Source organism: Labrys sp. HAY1-8F, from assembly GCF_056754975.1.
On sequence record NZ_JBPGWZ010000002.1, the window covers coordinates 3,156,897 to 3,176,617 of the forward strand.

Below are 19,721 nucleotides of genomic sequence, written 5' to 3' on the forward strand. Positions count from 1 at the left end.
CGGCTGCGTCCAAGCCGGCTGCGTTCGCAGCCGGTGTTTCGAACGAGAGCGTGACTGATGACCAAGCCGACGGCCGTGGAACTCACCAATGTCAATCTGGCCTATGGCGATTTCGTTGCCGTCAAGGACGTCAACCTCACCATTCGCAAGGGCGACTTCGTCACCCTGCTCGGCCCTTCCGGCTGCGGCAAGACCACGATCCTGCGTTCGATCGCGGGCCTGGTGCAGCCGACAGCGGGCCAGATCGTCGTGGCGGGCCGGCGCATCGACAATGTGCCGATACACAAACGCAATATCGGCCTGGTCTTCCAGAACTACGCCTTGTTCCCGCACAAGAACGTGCACGACAATATCGCATTCGGCTTGAAATATCGCGGCGCAGACAGGGCCACCATCACCACCAAGGTCAAGCGCGCCCTCGACATGGTCCGCCTGCCTGGCGTCGAGCACAAGCTGCCGTCCGAGCTCTCCGGCGGCCAGCAGCAGCGTATCGCGCTGGCGCGCGCCATCGTGATCGAACCGGACGTGCTCCTGCTCGACGAGCCGCTCTCGGCGCTCGACGCCCATCTGCGCGAGGAAATGCGCATCGAGCTCAAGAGCATCCAGCGCGAGATCGGCATCACTTCGATCTTCGTCACCCACGACCAGGAGGAAGCCCTGGCCATGTCCGACCATATCGTGGTGATGAACAAGGGCGTGGTCGAGCAGCAGGGCACGCCCGAGGAGGTCTACAAGCGTCCGGATACCCGCTTCGTCGCCAGCTTCCTCGGCCAGTCGAACCTGATCGAGGGCAAGATCCTGGGCGTGTCCGAAGGCCGCCTTGCCCTGCATCTCGACAATGGCGTGCAACTCGTCGCCATCGCGCCGGCCACCGCCCGCGCCGGCACCAGGGCGACGGGCGTGGTGCGCGCCCAGCGCATCCAGCTCGGCTCGCCGAGCGGCGATCCGGGCGAGCTGCGTGCCACCATCACCTCCGCTTCCTATCTCGGCGGCACGGCGGCCTATATCCTCGATCTTGCCGGCCTCCGGTTGCAGGCCAATGCCACCATCGAGGACAGGGTCTGGCATGACGGCGAGGCCGTCGCGGTGACCATCGCCCCTCAGGACGTGCTGCTGCTGGACGAGAACGGGCGCAGGCTCGCCTGACGCGCCGACCAACACTTCATTCGATACCAAGGCTATTTCAGCACCAACGAGGGTCTCCATGCGCTACGACGTCGTGGTTCTCGGCGCCGGCATCGTCGGCACCTCGGTCGCCGCGCATCTGCAGGAGCGCGGCCGGTCCGTCGCCCTGGTCGACCGGCGCGGCCCGGGCGAGGAAACCTCCTACGGCAATAGCGGCGTGGTCGAGCGCTCCGCCTTGCTGCCCGTCGCCTTCCCGCGCAGCCTGTCCGCCCTCGCAGACGTCGCGCTCAAGCGCTATCCCGGGGCCAACTATCATTGGTCGGCCCTGCCGGCCCTGGCACCCTGGCTATTCGCCTATTGGCGCAACTCCGCGCCCGACCGCCTCTTGGCCACCGCCCGTCTCATGCAACCCTTGCTCAGCGCTACCGTGGCCGAGCACCGCGCCCTGGCGAGCAAGGCCGGCGCCGACGCCCTGTTCCGCGACACGGGCTGGCTCAAGGTCTATCGCAGCGAGGCCGCGTTGGAGGCCGAGAAACGGGAATTTCCGCTCGCCGCGGAGTTCGGCTACCGGGTGAAGGCGCTGACGCGCGATGAAGCCCTGGCGCTCGAACCCAATCTTCGGCCGGATTTCACCGCCGCCGTGCACTGGCAGGATCCGCAGAGCGTCTCCGATCCCGGCGGCGTCACCAAGGCGTATGCCCGCTATTTCGAAACAATCGGCGGGCAGGTCCTGACCGGGGACGCCCGCAGCCTGCGTCCGGGTGCTTCCGGCTGGAGCGTCGCTACGCAGGAGGGTCCGATCGAGGCGGCCCAGGCCGTCGTCGCGCTCGGGCCATGGTCGATGGACCTGCTTTCCCCGCTCGGCTACCGCTTTCCGCTCGCGGTGAAGCGCGGCTATCACATGCATTACCGCGCCGAGGGCAATGCCGGCCTCAGCCGCCCGGTGCTGGACGAGCAGGGCGGCTTCGTCATCACGCCGATGGTCGGCGGCATCCGCCTGACAACCGGCGCCGAATTCGCCCGGCGCGACGCTCCGAGGACACCCGTGCAGGTCGAGCGCACGGAAAAGCTCGCCCGCAAGCTCTTCCCGCTCGGCGAGCGCGCCGAGGCCGAACCTTGGATGGGATCGAGGCCGATCTTCCCCGATTCGCGCCCGATCATCGGGAAAGCGCCACGCCATGATAGCCTCTGGCTGGCCTTCGGCCACCAGCATCTCGGCTTCACCCTGGGGCCCGCCACGGGCCGGTTGCTGGCCGAGATGATGACAGGCCAAAAGCCCTTCATCGATCCGTCCGCCTATGGGGCGGAACGCTTCGGCACCTGAACGAAACGGGCCGTCCTTTTACCCGAAAAGACGCCCCCCTGCACCGAAAGGACACAGGCATTTTCCTTTGCAGCGCCGCGATTTGGTGCTTAGACGGGGCGTAACGAGATTGCGGAGCCGCTGATGAACCCCTCCTTTGCCGCTGATCTGGTGGAACGCGCCCGTGACAAGGGCCCGATCACCATCGGTCTGGTCGGCGCCGGCCAGATGGGTACCGACCTCATCGTTCAGGTCGCGCTGATGCAGGGCATCCGTATCGGTGCGGTCGCCGTGCGCTCGCGCCCGCAGAACGCCATCGCCGCCGCCCTGAGCGCCGGGCACCGGCTGGACGAGCTCGTCGAGGTCGCCAATGCCTCGGCGATCGACCGTGCCATCGAGACCGGGCGCATCGCCATCACCACCGACCTGGAGGCACTGGCCGCCGCCGGCCGTATCGAAGTGATCATCGATGCCACCGGTCATCCCGAATCCGGGGCGATCGTGGCTGAGGCCGCCATCCGGCACGGCAAGCATATCGTCATGCTCAATGTCGAGGCCGACATCACCATCGGCCGCCATTTCAAGGCCGAGGCGGAGAAGGCCGGCGTGATCTATACCGGCGCGGCCGGCGACGAACCGGCCGCCGCGCTCGAACTGGTCTGTTTCGCCCGCACTCTCGGCATGACGGTCGTCGCCGCCGGCAAGGGCAAGAACAACGCCCTGAATTTCGATGCCGTGCCCGACGACTATGTCGCCGAGGCGGCGGCGCGCGACATGAACCCGCGCGTGCTGGTCGAGTTCGTCGACGGTTCCAAGACCATGGTGGAAATGGTGGCGCTCGCCAATGCCACCGGCCTCGAGCCGGACAAGCCTGGCCTGCATGGGCCGCGCGCCAGCAAAGAGGAACTTGCCGAAGTGCTGATCCCGGTCAGCCATGGCGGCGTGCTCTCCAAGCGCGGCTGCGTCGACTACACCATCGGCAAGGGCGTGGCGCCGGGCGTGTTCTGCGTGGTCGAGCCCAACCATCCGCGCGTGCTGGAACGCATGACGGACCTGCATGTCGGCAAGGGCCCCTTCTTCACCCTGCACCGGCCCTATCACCTCACCAGCCTGGAGACGCCGCTCACTGCTGCGCGTGCCGTGCTTTACGGTACCGCCGACCTGCAGCCGCTCGACCATCCCGTGGCGGAGACGGCGGCAGTGGCCAAGCGCGACCTCGCACCCGGTACCGTGCTCGGCCGCATCGGCGAATATGATTATCGCGGCTGGTCGATGCGTTGGGCCGATGCCAGGCGGGACAATCTGCTGCCGCTGGGCCTGGCTGAACGCGCCTGCGTCACCAAGCCGATCCGCAAGGGCGAGCTGCTCAGCCACGACAATTGCGCGGTCGACGACAGCCTCACCATCGTGCGCCTGCGCCGGCAGCTCGACCTCGCCGATCAGCGGTTCCTCAAGGCCGATGCGGCCTAAGCCCGATTGGGGGGCTGGTCTTCAGGCCGGCCAGGAAACGCCACGCTCGCTGGATCGAGAAAGGCGGGTCTGAAGACCCGCCCCCAAATGCCGCCACCCTGACAACGCATCCCATGTTCTATTATCTCGCTAAGACCCTGGGCTTCCTGATCCTGCCCTCCAACGCGGCCCTTGTGCTCGGCCTCCTCGGCCTCGGCCTGAGTTTCATTCGCCGTGCCCGGCGCTTCGGCCGCTTCCTGATGGGCTTTGCGCTGCTGGCCTTTGCCGTGATGGGCTGGTCGCCGCTCGGCAATTGGCTGATCCAGCCGCTGGAGGAGCGCTTTGCCCAAGCTTCGATCATGCCGCAGACCAGGATCGCCGGCATCATCGTGCTGGGCGGGGCGGTGGACACGCATATCTCCACCACAAGGAACGAGACGGCCCTCACCGATTCGGCCGAGCGCATGACGGCGGTCGCCGGCCTTTCGCGTCAGTTTCCCGAGGCCCGAATCATCTTCACCGGCGGCGTCGGCTCGCTTGCCGGCCAGATCTGGGGTGACATCACCGAGGCGGATGCCTCCAGGCAGCTCTTCCGCAGTTTTGGCATTCCCGATGAGCGTATGTTGTTCGAGAACCGTTCGCGCGACACCTATGAAAATGCCGTCTTCACCTACGACCTCCTCAAGCCCAAGCCCGGTGAGACCTATCTGCTGGTCACTTCCGGCTACCACATGCCGCGCTCGATGGCCTTGTTTCGCAAGGCCGGCTTCGATGTAATGGCCTATCCCGTCAATTATCGCACAGCGGGCCCGCAGGATGGCGTGCGGCCCTTCTATGCGATGAGCGACGGGCTGCGCCAATGCAATCTCGCCGTGCGCGAATGGATCGGCCTGCTGTCCTACCGCTTGAGCGGGCGCATCGACGAGATCTTCCCCGAACCTTGAAAGTTGCACCATGTCCGAGCCCCTGCTTGCCGCTGCCGAACAGGCCGTTCCCATCTGGTTTGCCACCAAGGAGACCGCCGGCGCGGTGCTGGAGCGCCTGCCGCAAGCGCAGCGGGACTGGATCGCCGCCAATGACTTTGAGGCGAGCGCCGGCCGCCACCTGATTCTGCCGGGACCTGAGGGCAGCCTCGCCGGGGTGATCTTCGGCCTCGAAGGCGAAACGGCCCGTCATCGCGATGGCTTCCTGCCCGGCAAACTCGCCACTTTGCTGCCCGTGGGCACCTATCGCTTCGCCAATGCCAGCCATGACGATCGGCTCGCTGCGCTCGGCTGGGTTCTGAGTCTCTATCGTTTCGGCCGTTACAAGCGCAACGATATCAAGGCCGTACACCTGGTCGCACCCGATGGTATCGATCGCGATGAAATCCTGTCGATGGCCCGGGCGGTCGCGCTCGGGCGCGACCTCGTCAACACGCCGGCCAATGATCTCGGTCCGGCGGAACTGGCCGAGGCGGCACGCGCCCTGGCCGAACGGCACGTTGCGGCGTTCCGGGTCGTTGTCGGCGAGGAGTTGCTCGCCGAGAATTTCCCGATGATCCATGCCGTCGGTCGTGCCTCCGCGCGAGCGCCGCGGCTTGTTGACCTCACCTGGGGCGATCCCTCCCATCCCAAGGTGACGTTGGTCGGCAAAGGCGTGATCTTCGATACCGGTGGCCTCGATATCAAGCCGTCTGCCGGCATGCTCCTGATGAAGAAGGACATGGGCGGGGCCGCCTCGGTGCTCGCCTGCGCCAGCATGATCATGGCCGCCGGCCTCAAGCTGCGCCTGCGCGTGCTGATCCCGGCGGTCGAGAACGCGATTTCCGGCGATGCCTTCCGGCCCAGCGACATCCTCGCCTCGCGCAAGGGGCTGAGCGTCGAGATCGGCAATACCGACGCCGAGGGCCGCTTGGTGCTGGCCGACGCCCTCGCGCTCGCCGACGAGGAAGCGCCCGAGCTGATCGTCGACATGGCGACTCTGACGGGCGCCGCCCGCGTCGCGCTCGGCCCCGATCTGCCGCCCCTGTTCTGCCGCGACGAAAAGGTAGCGGCCGATCTTCTCGCCCACGCCGCCAGTGAGAACGACCCGCTCTGGCGCCTGCCGCTCTGGCCGCCTTATGACGCGATGCTGGAGTCCAAGGTCGCCGATCTCAACAACGCCCCCGGCGGCGGCTTTGCCGGCTCGATCACCGCGGCCCTCTTCCTCAATCGTTTCGTCGAGAAGGCCGGCGCCTATGTGCATCTCGACATCTTCGCCTGGACGCCTTCCGCCAAGCCAGGCCGGCCAGAGGGAGCCGAGGTGATGGGCGCCCGCGCCCTCTACGCCTATCTCAAGGCGCGTTTCGGCTGACACGACAGGCCGGTCAAAGCCTGCCTATCGACAGAATATCGGGAGCCGGCCGCGAAGCTGGTCCCACTCATAACCAAAGCCAGTCCAGCCTTCCGGGAATTTGCGCCATGAGTAGCCATGACGAACTGATCCGCCTCACCGCCTGCGAGGTCGTCGAGCGCCTCAGGCGGCGCGAGGTCAGCCCGCTCGATCTGGTCGAGGCCTCGCTCGCCCGCATCGAGGCGGTGGATGGCAAGGTCAATGCCATGGTCACCCTATGCCCCGAGAGCGCGCGCGACCAGGCTCGTCGCCTGATGGCGACTGCGCCAAGCGAAGATCCCAGCTGGCTCGGCGGCCTGCCGCTTGCGGTGAAGGACCTCAACGACGTTGCCGGCGTGCGCACGACCTATGGCTCGCAGATCTATAGGGATCATGTGCCCGAGCGCTCGGACATCATGGTCGAGCGCCTGGAAACCCGCGGCGGCATCACCATCGGCAAGAGCAACACGCCCGAATTCGGCGCCGGCGCCAATACCTTCAATGCCGTATTCGGCGACACGCTCAACCCCTGGAACACCAGCCTCAATGCCGGCGGCTCCTCGGGCGGGGCGGCCGTGGCGCTCGCCACCGGGCAGGTCTGGCTGGCCACCGGCTCGGATCTCGGCGGCTCGCTGCGCACGCCCGCCAGCTTCTGCTCGGTCGTGGGCCTGCGCCCTTCGCCCGGCCGGGTCGCCAGTGGCCCCGACGGCATCAAATTCGAAACCCTGCCGGTCAACGGCCCGATGGCGCGCACTGTCGAGGATGCGGCGCTGATGCTCGACGCCATGGCCGGCTGGCATATCGAGGATCCCCTATCGCTGGAGGCGCCGACCATCGGTTTTCGCGAGAGCGCCCGGCGTCGCCAGCCGCCCAAACGGGCGGCTTTCTCGCCCGACCTCGGCATCACCCCGGTCAACCGCGAGACCCGGGCGATCGCCGAGGCCGCGGCAATGAAGCTGGAGGAAGCCGGCTGTATCGTCGAGGAAGCCTGTCCCGATTTTGCCGGCGTGCCCGAAGCCTTCCAGACGCTGCGCGCGCTTTCCTACGCCGCCGGCATGCGCGAACTGCTCGAGACGCGCCGCAGCGAGCTCAAGCCTGACGTGATCTGGAATATCGAGAAGGGCCGCGCACTGGATGCCGATAGCATCGGCAGCGCCATGCTCCGCCGCAGCAAGCTCTATGACGACATCGCCGCCTTCTTCTCGCGCTATGACGTGCTGATCGCCCCGGCCGCCTGCACGCCGCCGCTCGGAATCGAGCAGCGCTGGGTGCGCGAGGTGGAGGGCACAAAGTTCGAGAACTATGTCGACTGGCTCAAGATCGCCAGTGTCGTCACCATGACCTCCTGCCCCTCCCTCGCCTTGCCCGCCGGTTTCACGACCGACGGCCGCCCCGTCGGCGTGCAACTCATCGGCCGACCGCGGGGCGAGGCGGCGCTGCTGAGCGCGGGCGCCGTGCTGGAGGAACTGTTGGGGCTGAGCAGGCTGGTGCCGATCGAGCCGAGAATGCCCCATTGTTCGCTCACCGGCCTAGAAATATTCGCTCCTTGATCGCATCGCCCCTGACTCGTCTGTGTGACTTGTCTCAGGTTCAGATCATTGCACCAAACCTGAAAGCGGCCTAGCATGCAGGTTAAAAGCACATGTTAGAGGTAAAATTGATGGCCGATTCTGCAAATACTCCTGAAGAAAATAAGGGTATTACTTCACTAAATGGAAATATATATTTTGATGTCATGAGCTGGCTGCATAATTATTTAGATCCAAAAACATATTTCGAAATCGGAACAAATAAAGGTCACTCACTCAATCTCGCGAAATGCAGGTCGATTGCCGTTGATCCGTCCTTTGGTGGACCGACAGAACCTGCGGGAAAACGTCCTGTTACGATGTATTTCCAGATGAAAAGCGATGATTTCTTTAAGGAATATAATCCCAAGGCGCTTCTTAACGCCGAGGTTGATTTGGCATTTCTGGATGGCTTACATGAGGCTGAGACGCTCCTGAGGGACTTCTATAATACGGAGATGTACTGCAAGAAGAACTCCATCATTTGCATTCATGATTGCGTTCCTACGAATACATCGATGCTTACACGAGCTCATAATGGCTCCTTTTGGACTGGAGATGTATGGAAGGTATTATCTATACTTAAGGAATATAGATCGGATCTTAACATTTACGTTTTTGACGCTCCACCTACAGGCTTAGTTGTTTGTACAAATCTCGACCCTCAGTCAAAACTCCTTGAAGAGAATTATTGGGATATCTGGCGAAAGTGGTCAAGAATAGATCTGGAATCATATGGATATGATAGATTTATTGAGCAATGTGAAATAATATCGACCTCAAAATTAAGGACAGCCGAGGAAATGAGGCGCTTCTTCTGGCTATGATTTGTGAGTTCCAATATCAATGACGATCGGAGCGAGGTCAGCGGTCACCTCGAATTCTGATCGCCCCTCCTCACAGGCCACGCCTGCAGGCGGAGATTAGGGCGGCCAAACCAGAGGCAAGGCAATTACCTCTGGCTCCCTGCTTGCCGTTCATGACACATTAAAAAGATCCAGAAACCCTCAAAACAATGATTTTATGAAATGAGTTTCAAAAGAGATTCAGCGACCGCTCTTGTATCTTTACAATGCAATGCGTACCCGGTATCTGAGGTCTTGCCGACCTCGGCTATAAGGTCCGTATAATAATATTCCGTCTTGCTGTTGAATGCTATATCCAGCAGACCATAGTTCGGATTAACTCGCTCTCCATGCGCTATCATTATCTGCCGAGCCTTGCTTTGAGCAAAGCCCGCGGAATGAAAAGCCGATCCTACCGTTCCTAAAATTACTTCCCTGTCTCTAAACAGCAATAACTGATCTTTAATTGACATAGTTTCAGGATATACAATATCCACACCCTTTTCTTTCAATATATTTTCTATTTCTATTTCATTTACAATTCCACTTATCTTATGAGTTAGTTTTGTTTTTGAAATATATACCGGTGTGCTGTTCGCATTCCGAGGCGCATCGCCTAAGATATTAGAACCTATTCTCGTAAACAATTCTTGTGTTGCTTGCGGATGAACCCATGCATTCTGTCGGAGACAGGGCAGAGCAATTTCAACATCATGATATATTTCAGGCCGGGTACATTGAATGATGTCCGATCGCTGAATCCCCAAGGCGGACAAGAAAACCTGTACGAAATGATGATTGATCCATTGATCCATAGGCCATTGCGCCTGAACCAGCACTTTCCTGCCGCCAAGCCCATGTTGTGCTACCGACCATAAACGCGGCAACGTCTCGAACAGGAAGTGTCCATAATAGAGGTTGATCCGACCGCCGAAAATCACATTGGACACGCCTCCATCGACAACATTATCCAGAGAACAAGGCATTTCCGGAACTTGGACGAGATCCTCGTTCTGTGGACCTTTGTAGTCGGTGGCGTCGCGAATGATGGTCCCTTGAAGATCGAACACACCCCATTTGCCGAAGGCCACCATTGGCGTGAATATAGCTTTGGCGACATGGCCAATCACCGGATCTCCCGCCCTTGCTTCGGTTGTGTTCCAGCGGGGGTCGTTCCAGAACCCTGCACAGGGCCGCAATACAGAATTTGACAACAAGTTATCCATGTCTTTCGTACCTGGAATCGCCTGGGAGAAGCTTCGTTTCCAGGACTAATTTCAAATTGTGGCGATCTATTTACGCCCGGAGAATGAATCAGCGCGTCGAAAGAATGTAGCTCCGACTGAGACGCTCCAAGATAAGTCCCAACCCAAGGGTTACGACACCAAATTCAATGGCATAGCTGCGATCAAGCAAATCCTCGCCATAGCCTCGGTAATAGGCCGATCGCATCCACTCAACTACCTGAAGCGCAGGATTGTAGGAAAGCCAGGTACGAAACGGGTCAGGTACAGAACTCGGCACAAAAGCGACACCGGATGCCGCCCACATCGCAATATTAAACAACGTATAACCTGTCATCCACATCTGGTTCATCATCATGATCACACTGTTGAGAACGCCCATTCCCAATCCCAGTATGACCGCTGCGCAGAGAGCAAAAAATGCTTCCGCCATATCATAGGGGACAATGGGAATATCGAAGGACCAGCCGAGAATGATCATTATGATGGTAACCGTAAAAGCTGATAACATTTCCAATATAGCTACCGCTATTAAAACATCTACTAATTTAACTTCCGGAAGAGCCAACAAGGGTTTGTTTGCAATAAGATCTACCATCATAAAGCGAGCCAGGTAAGAAAACACCATAAATGGTATTGACCCTGTCGCAATAAATAAGACGACACTATCTCCAAAAGGCGCAGCTCGATGGCTGATTGACATAATGGCGATCAATATCAAGATATGTGAAACTGGCCACCCAACCGCGAATATATAGCCTAGTCCATGACCAAAAAAACGGGTTCTCATGGTGCGCAGGATCAGGGCAGCGAGCACCTGACGTTGCCTTCTCATTGCAACCCAGAAGCTCGGTACTTGGTACTGAATGGTACTCACGCGAAATACATCCCGAGTCCGCCAAGTGATCGGCCTATGAGGCTAAGGCAGCGGAGAAATTCATTCCGCCTCCCTGCAACCACACCCCGAAGCCAGGTGTCTTTGCCAGAATGCGTATATCACGCACGCCCCCAGCAACCAAACCATGAATATATTCCAAATAGGGCAAGTTTTAATTTTAGCACCACTACCAGATCATCGCGAAACAATAAAAGACAAAATTATCGATATAAATTTATATATTTCATGCAATTTTCGGTAATTCTCTGAAATATCATTATAAAGGATGGGAAGAACCATTAAATTAATAGCTAATACTCAAAAAATCACGTAAATCAGGCTAATTTATTGTGTCCAGATGGGAGAATTATTATTTTAGAATCAAAAATAAATTACTGCCTTCCAGTAGAATGATTGCCCTGTGGCCCCTCCACAAACACGGCAAGGGGGACGCCTGACAATTCTCGAATTAACCCAATCTGCGTGATTACACCTCTATCCTAACCTTTCGAATGCTGACAGCTCGGAGGCAGGGATAGCCATGGCGGTGGAGATGCGGCCGGCGCAGGCGTTGCGGCTCTGGCATGATGTGATGCTGAACCTCGTGCGCGACGCCCAGCCGGATTTGTCGAGCCGGCAGCTTGCCATCCTGCTCACCGTCTATCTCGAGGCCCCGCCGCATACCGTGCGCGGCCTTGCCGCCAAACTCGATGTCACCAAGCCGGTGATCACTCGCGCGCTCGACAGCCTGGCCAAGCTCAAGCTCACGGCGCGCCGGCGCGATGAATTCGATCGGCGCAATGTCATCATCCAGCGCACGGTGGACGGTGCGCTCTATGTCGAGAAGCTCGGCGATATCCTGGTTGCTCTCGGCCGGGATCTGCCGCGGTGAGCAGCCTGGAGCACCGCTCCGTCAAGCAGATAGCCATTTTCAGCAGGGGCGATACGATACCGGTAAACGGAAGCGCGAGCCGCGGCGAAGTGCTTGCAGCCCCCAGTTGCCTGCTTCATTGATGACACCGCCAATTTCAAGGACGAAACCCTTTGACTGCCTATGATCGTCGTATCACGCCGGCCCGGCCGGACCTTGCCGCCGCTTCGTTGCGCGGCATCGTCGCGGCGCCGCGCTATGTCGTGGGCAGCGAGCGCCGTGTGATCGAGACGGCGGTGCCGCTGCGGCCCGACCCGGATTTCTCGGCCTCCATCGATACCGAACTGCTCTTCGGCGAAACCTTCACCGTCTATGACGAGATGGAAGGCTGGGCCTGGGGCCAGGCCGGCCGGGACGGCTATGTCGGCTGGCTGTCCGCCAATGCGCTGGCGGCCCCGCGCCCGGCCACCCACCGTATCAGCGTGCTGCGCAGCTTCATCTATCCCGTGCCGTCCATCAAGGCGCCGGTGATGCAGGCCCTTAGCCATGGCTCCGCGCTTGCCGTGGTTGCCAGCGAGGGGCAGTTCCTTCGCCTCGAGGATTGGGGCTTCGTTTTCGCCGCCCATGCCAGGCCCGTCGAATTCAAGGAGGATGATACGGTCGCGGTCGCCGAGCGTTTCCTCGGCGTGCCCTATCTGTGGGGCGGCAAATCGAGCCTCGGCCTCGATTGTTCGGCCCTGGTGCAGACGGCGCGCCATGCCTGCGGCCTTGCCTGCCCGCGCGACAGCGACATGCAGGAAGGCGCGGTGCCGGGCGAAAGGCTCGATCCCGCCGGCCCTCTTTCGCAATTGCGGCGGGGTGACCTCCTGTTCTGGAAAGGTCATGTCGCCATGGTCCGTGACGACAGGACGATGATCCACGCCACCGGCCATACCATGACCGTGATGGTCGAGGACCTAGCCGAAGGCATTGCGCGCATCGCTGCGGCGGGCAGCCCGTTGCGCAGCATCATCAGGCCGGCCTGACCCGGAAAGGACGGGTCGGAAATCATCCATTTCGGATCGCAGGAGACACCGTTCCATGACCTCGCCTGAAGGAGGATCAGCCAAGGCCCCAGCCTCCGCGGGCCCGGCAAAGACGAAAGAGTCCAGATTGTCGATGCAGGACAAGCTCGCCGCGGGCATCGCCTCCGGCCTGCTGCGCGACCTGCATGTGGTCCTCGCCAGTCATGGCGGACGCGTCATCCTCGAACATTATCTGACCGGGACGGACGAAAGCTGGGGGCGACCGCTCGGCGAGCTCGGTTTCGGGCCGCAGATGCTGCATGACCTGCGCTCGGTCACCAAAAGCGTCGTCGGCCTACTCTATGGCATCGCCCTCGATCGCAAACTGGTGCCGCCACCCGACGCGCCCCTGCTGCCGCATTTTCCGGACTACCCCGACCTCCTTACCGCACCTGATCGGCAGGGACTGCGGATCGAGCATGCCCTCACCATGACGCTCGGCCTCGAATGGGACGAGGAGCGGCCCTATACCGATCCGCTGAACAGCGAGATCGCCATGGAAATGGCGCCGGATCGCTACCGCTTCATTCTCGACCGGCCCGTCGTCGCGGAGCCTGGCACGCGCTGGATCTATTCGGGCGGGAGCGTCGCCCTGGTCGGTGAGCTGATTCGGCGCGGAACCGGCAAGACCCTGCCTGAATTCGCCAAGGAAACCCTGTTCGAGCCGCTTGGCATTGACAGCTTCGAATGGATCACCGGAGACGACGGCGTTGCCTCGGCGGCCTCGGGCCTGCGCCTGCGCGGCGCGGACCTGCTGCGCATCGGCGAGCTGGTGCTCGCCAAGGGCCTCTGGAACGGCGACCGAATCATATCGCAGGCCTGGATCGAGGCCTCGTTGAAGCACGCCATACCGACCGGTGACGGGCTGGCCTATGGCCGGCTGTGGTTCATCGGCGAGGCAGCGACCACGGCATTGCCCGGCGGCGAGCATCCCTGGTTCGCCGGCTTCGGCAATGGCGGCCAGCGCCTATGGCTGATGCCGGACGCCGGCATCGCTGCCGTGATCTATTCGGGCAAGTACAACGCACCCGACGCCTGGGTGACCCCGACGCGCCTCTGGCGCGAGATCATTCTCGCCAATGCAGAAAAAGCCTGAAGCCGTCTCCGCGGCCTATTTCGGCGCCGTGCCGTTGAAGGCAAGGATCTCGCCGGCGAGATAGAGTGAGCCGGTAAGCACCACGCGCGGCGCCACCAAAAAGACTTCGCTGGCGATCGCCTCGAGCGCGGACTGGAGGCTGCCATGGGCCTGGGCAGCGAGCCCGGCCTGGCGCGCGGCTTCGGCCACCGCCTCGGGCGATCGGGAAGCCGCGCTGTGTTCGATCGGCACGGTATGCACTTCGCGGGCGAGGCCGGCGAAATTGTGCAGAAAGCCGTCGGAATCCTTGGTGGTGAGCATGCCGGTCACCAGCACCAACGGCCGGGGATGACGTTCCTCCAGCTCGGCGAGAGCCTCGGCCAGCACGCGGCCGCCATCGACATTGTGGCTGCCGTCAAGCCAGATTTCAGAGCCGGCCGGCAGCAGCGCCGGAATGACACCCTGGGCGATGCGCTGCAGACGGGCAGGCCATTCCACCACCTGCATCGCCTTCTCGAAATGAGCATCCTCGACGGTGAACAGGCTCTGGTTGCGCAGCGCGGCGATGGCAAGGCCGGCGTTGCGATGCTGGTGCCGCCCGGCAAGGCGGGGCAGGGACAGGTCGAGCAGGCCGCGCTCGTCCTGATAGACCAGGCGGCCATTCTCCTCATGCATGTCGAAATCCTGCCCACCGATGACGAGCGGCGCACCGACCCGGGCGGCCACGGCCTCGATCACGGCGCGGACCGCATCGATCTGCGGATAGATCACCCCGGGGCGCCGCGCTTGAGGATGCCGGCCTTCTCGCGGGCGATGCCCTCAATGTCGGTGCCGAGAAAATCGGCATGGTCATGCGAGATCGAGGTGATCACGCTGAGCAGCGGCTTGTCGATGACATTGGTGGTGTCCATGCGCCCGCCAAGCCCCACTTCCAGCAGCAGGACATCGGCCGGATTCTCGGCGAACAGTTTGAAGGCGGCCGCCGTGGTGATCTCGAAGAAGGTGATTGGCGCGCCGTCATTGGCCTGCTCGCAGGCTTCGAAAGCCTCGATGAGCTTGTCCTCGCTCACCAGAGCACCGCCGCCAGCGCTCCCCTTGGGCTGAGCCAGCCGGATGCGCTCGTGGAAATGCACCAGATGGGGCGAGGTATAGACGTGGACGCCGTAGCCGGCGGCTTCCAGCGCCGCGCGCATGAAGGCGATGGTCGAGCCCTTGCCATTGGTGCCGGCGACGTGGATCACCGGCGGCACCTGCCGTTCGGGATGGCCGAGCTTGGCCAGCAGCACCTCGATCCGGTCGAGCGAAAGATCGATCTTCTTGGGATGCAGCGCCATGAAGCGGGAGAGATAGGCGTCGGACTGCGTCATGGCGGCGATAGGGCCTCGAATTGAGCCGGCTCGGACAGAACCGGAAGGGAAACGGCACACCGTCAGCCTTACCTTTTCCCCCGGCGCGGGGCCAGACCCTTTCTTGCCCGGCGTCATGCCTCCCAGTCGATACGCCGGCGACAGATCGAAGCAACCACCGCCCCGGTAAAGGCAAAGGGAAGGAACCAGCCCATCCATCCGCCGGAGAAGGCCAGCATCGGAATGCCGGCAGACAATGCGCCGATCAGCGCCCAGAACGCCGGCAGTCGGGCACCGACATTACGCTCGCCCAACCAAGCCAGCAGCACGGCGCCGGTCATTGCCAGAGGAAAGGCGATAATGGTGCCGACGATGCAGAAGGCCAGCCCCACGGTCGGTGCAAGACCCACGGCCACCGCCAGGAAATCGGGCAGGGTCCGCGCGTCGAAGGGGATGGGCTTGGCCGCGTATTGCGCCGAGGCTGTCAGAGCCAGACCGAGCAAGAAGGCCGGCCCAGCGGCAATCGACGCCAGGCCGACACTGGCCATATTTACGGAACGCGGACGCATCACGGCCTCGTCAAGGCGACACCATGGCTTCCTGACGGCCTTGCTCAGGGCCGTTCCCTACAAGATCCACACGGTGCTCACCGACAATGGGGTCCAGTTCATCCAGCATGACAGGCGGACCGCGGGCGGCTTGGTTGCCCATGTCTTTGGAAGGGTCTGTGCCGAGAACAACGTCGAGCACAGGCTTACAAAGCCATATCATCCCTGGACCAACGGGCAGGCTGAGCGAATGGTGCGAACCATCAAAGACGCCACAGTCCGTGCCTTCCATTATGCTTCGATCCAGGACCTGAGACGCGACGTCCGCGATTGGCTTCTCGCCTATAACTACGCCAAGCAACTCAGGGCGCTACACTTCAGGACACCGATCGAGGCACTCAAACACATCAGCGCCAAAAAACCCGAACTGTTCGTTCGTTCACCAACCCATGACATGCTGGGACTAAACACCTAGCCTCCCGTGAAGGTCAGGCGGCTTCCGCCGGGATCTCCTTGGGCGGTGTCTTGGTCAGCAGGCGGCAGATGCGCGCGACGGTGGCCTTCATCTCGTTGCGATGCACGACCATGTCGACCATGCCGTGCTCCTGCAGATATTCGGAGCGCTGGAAGCCTTCAGGCAGCTTTTCGCGAATGGTCTGCTCGATGACGCGCGGGCCGGCAAAACCGATCAGGGCGCCGGGCTCGGCCAATTGCACGTCGCCGAGCATGGCATAGGAAGCGGTGATACCGCCCGTGGTCGGGTTGGTCAGCACCACGATATAGGGCTTCCTGGTTTCCCGGAAACGCTGGATCGCGACCGTGGTACGCGCCATCTGCATCAGGGACAGAATGCCTTCCTGCATGCGCATCCCGCCACCGCACGCGAACACCACGAAGGGAACGCCGCGGTCGGCCGCCGTGAGCAGGCCCTTGACCACCGCCTCGCCGGCCGCCATGCCGAGCGAACCGCCCATGAAGTCGAAATCCTGCACGGCAATCACCGTCGGCAGGCCGTCGATCGTACCGGCGCCGAGCTTCACCGCATCCGTCATGCCCGTCTTGGTGCGGGCATCCTTCAGCCGGTCGACATAGCGCTTCTCGTCCTTGAACTTGAGCGGATCCGCCACGACCTCGGGAAGCGCGATGTCTTCCCATTTGCCGTCATCGAACATCAGCTTGAGGCGCTGTGTCGCCGTCATGCGCATGTGATAATTCGAGGCGGGAATGACGTAGTTGTTCTGTTCCAGGTCCTTGTGAAAGACCATCTGCCCCGTCTCGGGATCCTTGATCCAGAGATTCTCAGGCGTGTCGCGGCGCGAGAAGAAATCCTTGATGCGCGGCGGAACGACATTGGCGATCCAGTTCATGGGATACCTTTAAAGCACGGGGCGCCCGCCCTAGGCGGGCTGAGGCTGCTATCAATCATTATTGCCTTACTTAGCCGTTCCGAACGTCTTTGTCAGCGTCCCCGGCGCATGACCGACGACACACGCTGGACGGCGCGCCCGAACCGCGCAATATGTAAGACGAATCCACGCTCAGACAGAAAAGCATCAGGGAGTTCCAGGGATGGCGAACGCCATTTATCCAGATCTGAAAGGCCGCACCGTCGTCATCACCGGCGGCGGGCAGGGCATCGGCGCCGCCACCGTCAGGCTGTTCGCCGAGCAGGGGGCCAAGGTCGGCTTCATTGACATTGCGGAAAAGCCGTCCCAAGCCCTGGCCGACGAGCTCAGTGGGGCCGGCGCCACCGTCCTGTTCAAGAAGGCCGATATCACCGACATCGAAGCCCTGAAGGACGCGATCGCCGATATCAGCGCCACGCTCGGCCCGGTCACCGTGCTGGTCAACAATGCCGCCCATGACCAGCGCCACAAATTCTTCGAGGTGACGCCCGACTATTTCGACGACCGAATCGCCGTCAACCTCAAGCATGCCTTCTTTGCCGCCCAGGCAGCCATCCCCGACATGATCGCCGCCGGCGGCGGCACCATCGTCAATCTCGGTTCCGGCTCCTGGCTGATGGGCTCGGAGGATCTGAGCGCCTATGCCACCGCCAAATCGGCCGCCTACGGACTGACCCGCGTGCTGGCCCGTGAATTCGGCAAGGACAATGTCCGCGTCAATTGCGTCATTCCCGGCTGGATCATGACGGAACGCCAGCTCTCGCTCTGGGTCGACAAGGCGGGCGAGGAAGCGATCGCGCGCAACCAGGTGCTCAAGCGCAAGCTGGTGCCCGACGATATCGCCAAGGCGGTGCTCTTCCTCGCGTCCGAGCAATCCTCGGGCATGACCAACCAGCAGATCATCGTGGATGGTGGCTGGTATTGAGCCATCGAGGATCGTCGAGGATCAGGTGTCTCGATCTTCGACATCGATGAAGGCTTCAGATGAAGGATTGGTGCGCGCCATGGCGCTTGCGCGGCGGCGAGCGGGCGGGCATGTAAACGCGACAACCCTAACATCAACCTGATTGGACCAGCATGACTTCCGAACTCATTGCCGTGGATTGGGGCACCAGCCGTTTTCGCGCCTATCGACTCGATAGCGCCGGCAAGGTGCTCGACCGCGTCTCGGCTGAGGATGGCATGTCGACAGTTCCGGCCGGCGGCTTCGCTGCCGTGCTGGAACGCCATTGCGGCGCCTGGATGAAGGCGAGCCCCGACGCTCCGGTGCTGATGGCCGGCATGGTCGGCGCCCGCAATGGCTGGGCCGAGGCCGCCTACGCGCCCTGTCCCGCCTCCCCCAGGAGCCTGGCAGAAGCAATGCTGCGGATCGACGAGCGGGTTTCGATCATTCCCGGTGTCATCGCACACGATGAAACGGGTCCCGACGTGATGCGCGGCGAAGAAACCCTGATCTTCGGCACCGATGTCCGCGACGGCCTCGTCTGCCTGCCAGGCACCCATTCCAAATGGGCACGGGTGGAGGATGGCATCATCACCGGCTTTGCCACCTTCATGACGGGCGAGACCTACGCCCTCTATCGCCAGCACAGCCTGCTCGCCCGCCTCGCCGCAGAACCCGAGGACCTCACCGGCTTCGACGACGGCCTGGAGGCCGCCACCGACGAACGCGGTCTGCTGAACCGCCTGTTCCAGGCCCGCACCCGCGTGCTTGCCGGGGAGATGAGCGGCGAGAAGGTGGGACCCTATCTCTCGGGCCTTTTGATCAATGCCGAGATCGAGGGCGCCTTCAAGCGCTATGGCGCGGACCATCTCGTCACGCTGGTCGCCGACGGCGTGCTGGCCAAGCGCTATGTTGCGGCGCTGAGGGCTCGCGGCAACGCCATCGAGATCATCGCGCCCGAACGCGCTTTCCTCGATGGTCTTTCCGCCCTTGCCACGGCCCGGTGACATCAGGCCCCAATCAACAACAAGGATAAAACCATGAGCCTCACCCTCGCCTCCGCCCTGGCCGAGATGCCGCTGGTCGCCATCCTGCGTGGGGTCAAGCCGGATGAGGTGGAAGCCATCGCCGAGGCGATCGTCGCGGCCGGCATCCGCATCCTGGAAGTACCGCTCAACTCGCCCGCCCCCCTCACCTCCATCGGCCTTCTCGCCCGTAGCCTCGCCGGACGCGCCTTGGTGGGCGCCGGTACCGTGCTCACCGTTAAGGATGTTGCCGGCGTCGCCGAGGCGGGCGGCACGGTGATCGTCTCGCCCAACACCAATGTCGAGGTGATCCGGGCCAGCAAGGCGCGCGGTCTCCTGTCCCTGCCGGGTTTTTTCACCCCGACCGAAGCCTTCGCCGCGCTGGAGGCCGGAGCCGATGCGCTGAAGCTGTTCCCAGCCGAGATGGCATCGCCGGCCGCCGTCAAGGCCATGCGCGCCGTGCTGCCCCGCAACACCAAGATGCTGGTGGTCGGCGGCGTCTCGCCACAGACCATTCCGCCCTATCTTGCCGTCGGCGTCGACGGCTTCGGCGTGGGTTCGGACCTCTATGCGGTCGGGCGCAGCGCCGCCGAGGTCGGCGAGCGTGCGGCTGCCCTCACCGCCGCCATCCGGGCCCTCCAGGGCGAGCGCACGGCCTGAGCCTTTCGGAGCGCGGACTT

General features: G+C 62.1%; 17 protein-coding genes and 2 pseudogenes. 14 read left to right on the forward strand and 5 right to left on the reverse strand.

The window, feature by feature from the left end; all coding sequences use genetic code 11:
* Positions 1 to 57: 57 nt before the first annotated feature.
* From ACR9ZN_RS23655 to ACR9ZN_RS23685, 7 genes are all read left to right on the forward strand, one after another.
* Positions 58 to 1,146, forward strand: coding sequence for an ABC transporter ATP-binding protein (locus tag ACR9ZN_RS23655; RefSeq protein WP_454811527.1), 1,089 nt, complete (start codon positions 58 to 60; stop codon positions 1,144 to 1,146).
* Between the two features lie 58 nt (positions 1,147 to 1,204).
* On the forward strand, positions 1,205 to 2,449 hold the full coding sequence (locus ACR9ZN_RS23660) for an NAD(P)/FAD-dependent oxidoreductase (protein WP_481273313.1): 1,245 nt from the start codon (positions 1,205 to 1,207) through the stop codon (positions 2,447 to 2,449).
* Between the two features lie 123 nt (positions 2,450 to 2,572).
* The gene (locus ACR9ZN_RS23665) at positions 2,573 to 3,898 is read left to right on the forward strand and encodes an NAD(P)H-dependent oxidoreductase (RefSeq protein WP_481273314.1); all 1,326 of its coding nucleotides are present in this window, start codon (positions 2,573 to 2,575) and stop codon (positions 3,896 to 3,898) included.
* A gap of 113 nt (positions 3,899 to 4,011) precedes the next feature.
* Entirely contained in the window at positions 4,012 to 4,821 is an 810-nt protein-coding gene (locus ACR9ZN_RS23670; protein WP_481273315.1) for a YdcF family protein, read from the forward strand.
* Between the two features lie 10 nt (positions 4,822 to 4,831).
* On the forward strand, positions 4,832 to 6,211 hold the full coding sequence (locus ACR9ZN_RS23675) for a leucyl aminopeptidase family protein (RefSeq protein WP_481273316.1): 1,380 nt from the start codon (positions 4,832 to 4,834) through the stop codon (positions 6,209 to 6,211).
* Between the two features lie 107 nt (positions 6,212 to 6,318).
* Positions 6,319 to 7,779, forward strand: coding sequence for an amidase (locus ACR9ZN_RS23680; RefSeq protein ID WP_481273317.1), 1,461 nt, complete (start codon positions 6,319 to 6,321; stop codon positions 7,777 to 7,779).
* Positions 7,780 to 7,889: 110 nt separating this feature from the next.
* Complete coding sequence (locus tag ACR9ZN_RS23685; protein ID WP_454811534.1) at positions 7,890 to 8,624, forward strand: class I SAM-dependent methyltransferase; 735 nt, start codon at positions 7,890 to 7,892, stop codon at positions 8,622 to 8,624.
* Between the two features lie 194 nt (positions 8,625 to 8,818).
* On the opposite strand, the gene ACR9ZN_RS23690 is transcribed toward ACR9ZN_RS23685, so the two are convergent.
* Positions 8,819 to 9,868: a glycosyltransferase family 61 protein gene (locus ACR9ZN_RS23690; RefSeq protein WP_481273318.1), complete on the reverse strand. Its 1,050-nt coding sequence runs from the start codon at positions 9,866 to 9,868 to the stop codon at positions 8,819 to 8,821.
* Positions 9,869 to 9,956: 88 nt separating this feature from the next.
* Complete coding sequence (locus ACR9ZN_RS23695; protein WP_434958876.1) at positions 9,957 to 10,763, reverse strand: ABC transporter permease; 807 nt, start codon at positions 10,761 to 10,763, stop codon at positions 9,957 to 9,959.
* 541 nt (positions 10,764 to 11,304) lie between these two features.
* On the opposite strand from ACR9ZN_RS23695, the gene ACR9ZN_RS23700 reads away from it, so the two are divergent.
* The 3 genes from ACR9ZN_RS23700 to ACR9ZN_RS23710 all read left to right on the forward strand — a co-directional run bounded on the left by ACR9ZN_RS23700 (position 11,305) and on the right by ACR9ZN_RS23710 (position 13,794).
* Positions 11,305 to 11,655, forward strand: a complete 351-nt coding sequence (locus ACR9ZN_RS23700; protein WP_434958877.1) for a MarR family transcriptional regulator — start codon at positions 11,305 to 11,307, stop codon at positions 11,653 to 11,655.
* A gap of 152 nt (positions 11,656 to 11,807) precedes the next feature.
* On the forward strand, positions 11,808 to 12,659 hold the full coding sequence (locus tag ACR9ZN_RS23705; protein ID WP_481273319.1) for a C40 family peptidase: 852 nt from the start codon (positions 11,808 to 11,810) through the stop codon (positions 12,657 to 12,659).
* A gap of 133 nt (positions 12,660 to 12,792) precedes the next feature.
* On the forward strand, positions 12,793 to 13,794 hold the full coding sequence (locus ACR9ZN_RS23710; protein WP_481274388.1) for a serine hydrolase domain-containing protein: 1,002 nt from the start codon (positions 12,793 to 12,795) through the stop codon (positions 13,792 to 13,794).
* A 15-nt stretch (positions 13,795 to 13,809) separates the two neighbouring features.
* Here the strand turns inward: ACR9ZN_RS23710 and ACR9ZN_RS23715 are convergent.
* Positions 13,810 to 15,140, reverse strand: a pseudogene (locus ACR9ZN_RS23715) (bifunctional folylpolyglutamate synthase/dihydrofolate synthase).
* Between the two features lie 113 nt (positions 15,141 to 15,253).
* Entirely contained in the window at positions 15,254 to 15,688 is a 435-nt protein-coding gene (locus ACR9ZN_RS23720) for a hypothetical protein (RefSeq protein ID WP_481274428.1), read from the reverse strand.
* A gap of 28 nt (positions 15,689 to 15,716) precedes the next feature.
* On the opposite strand from ACR9ZN_RS23720, the pseudogene ACR9ZN_RS23725 reads away from it, so the two are divergent.
* Positions 15,717 to 16,142 (forward strand): annotated as a pseudogene (locus tag ACR9ZN_RS23725) (integrase core domain-containing protein); the annotation flags it as partial.
* A gap of 13 nt (positions 16,143 to 16,155) precedes the next feature.
* Here ACR9ZN_RS23725 and accD read toward each other — a convergent pair.
* Entirely contained in the window at positions 16,156 to 17,034 is an 879-nt protein-coding gene (gene accD / locus ACR9ZN_RS23730; protein WP_434958884.1) for an acetyl-CoA carboxylase, carboxyltransferase subunit beta, read from the reverse strand.
* Between the two features lie 202 nt (positions 17,035 to 17,236).
* Between accD and ACR9ZN_RS23735 the strand changes: the two genes are divergently transcribed.
* The 3 genes from ACR9ZN_RS23735 to ACR9ZN_RS23745 all read left to right on the forward strand — a co-directional run bounded on the left by ACR9ZN_RS23735 (position 17,237) and on the right by ACR9ZN_RS23745 (position 19,701).
* Positions 17,237 to 17,998: an SDR family NAD(P)-dependent oxidoreductase gene (locus ACR9ZN_RS23735; protein WP_454811544.1), complete on the forward strand. Its 762-nt coding sequence runs from the start codon at positions 17,237 to 17,239 to the stop codon at positions 17,996 to 17,998.
* A gap of 152 nt (positions 17,999 to 18,150) precedes the next feature.
* Entirely contained in the window at positions 18,151 to 19,023 is an 873-nt protein-coding gene (locus tag ACR9ZN_RS23740; protein ID WP_434958886.1) for a 2-dehydro-3-deoxygalactonokinase, read from the forward strand.
* A 33-nt stretch (positions 19,024 to 19,056) separates the two neighbouring features.
* Positions 19,057 to 19,701 carry a 2-dehydro-3-deoxy-6-phosphogalactonate aldolase gene (locus ACR9ZN_RS23745; protein WP_434958887.1) on the forward strand — a complete coding sequence of 215 codons (645 nt, stop codon included), beginning with the start codon at positions 19,057 to 19,059 and terminating at the stop codon, positions 19,699 to 19,701.
* Positions 19,702 to 19,721 lie beyond the last annotated feature (20 nt).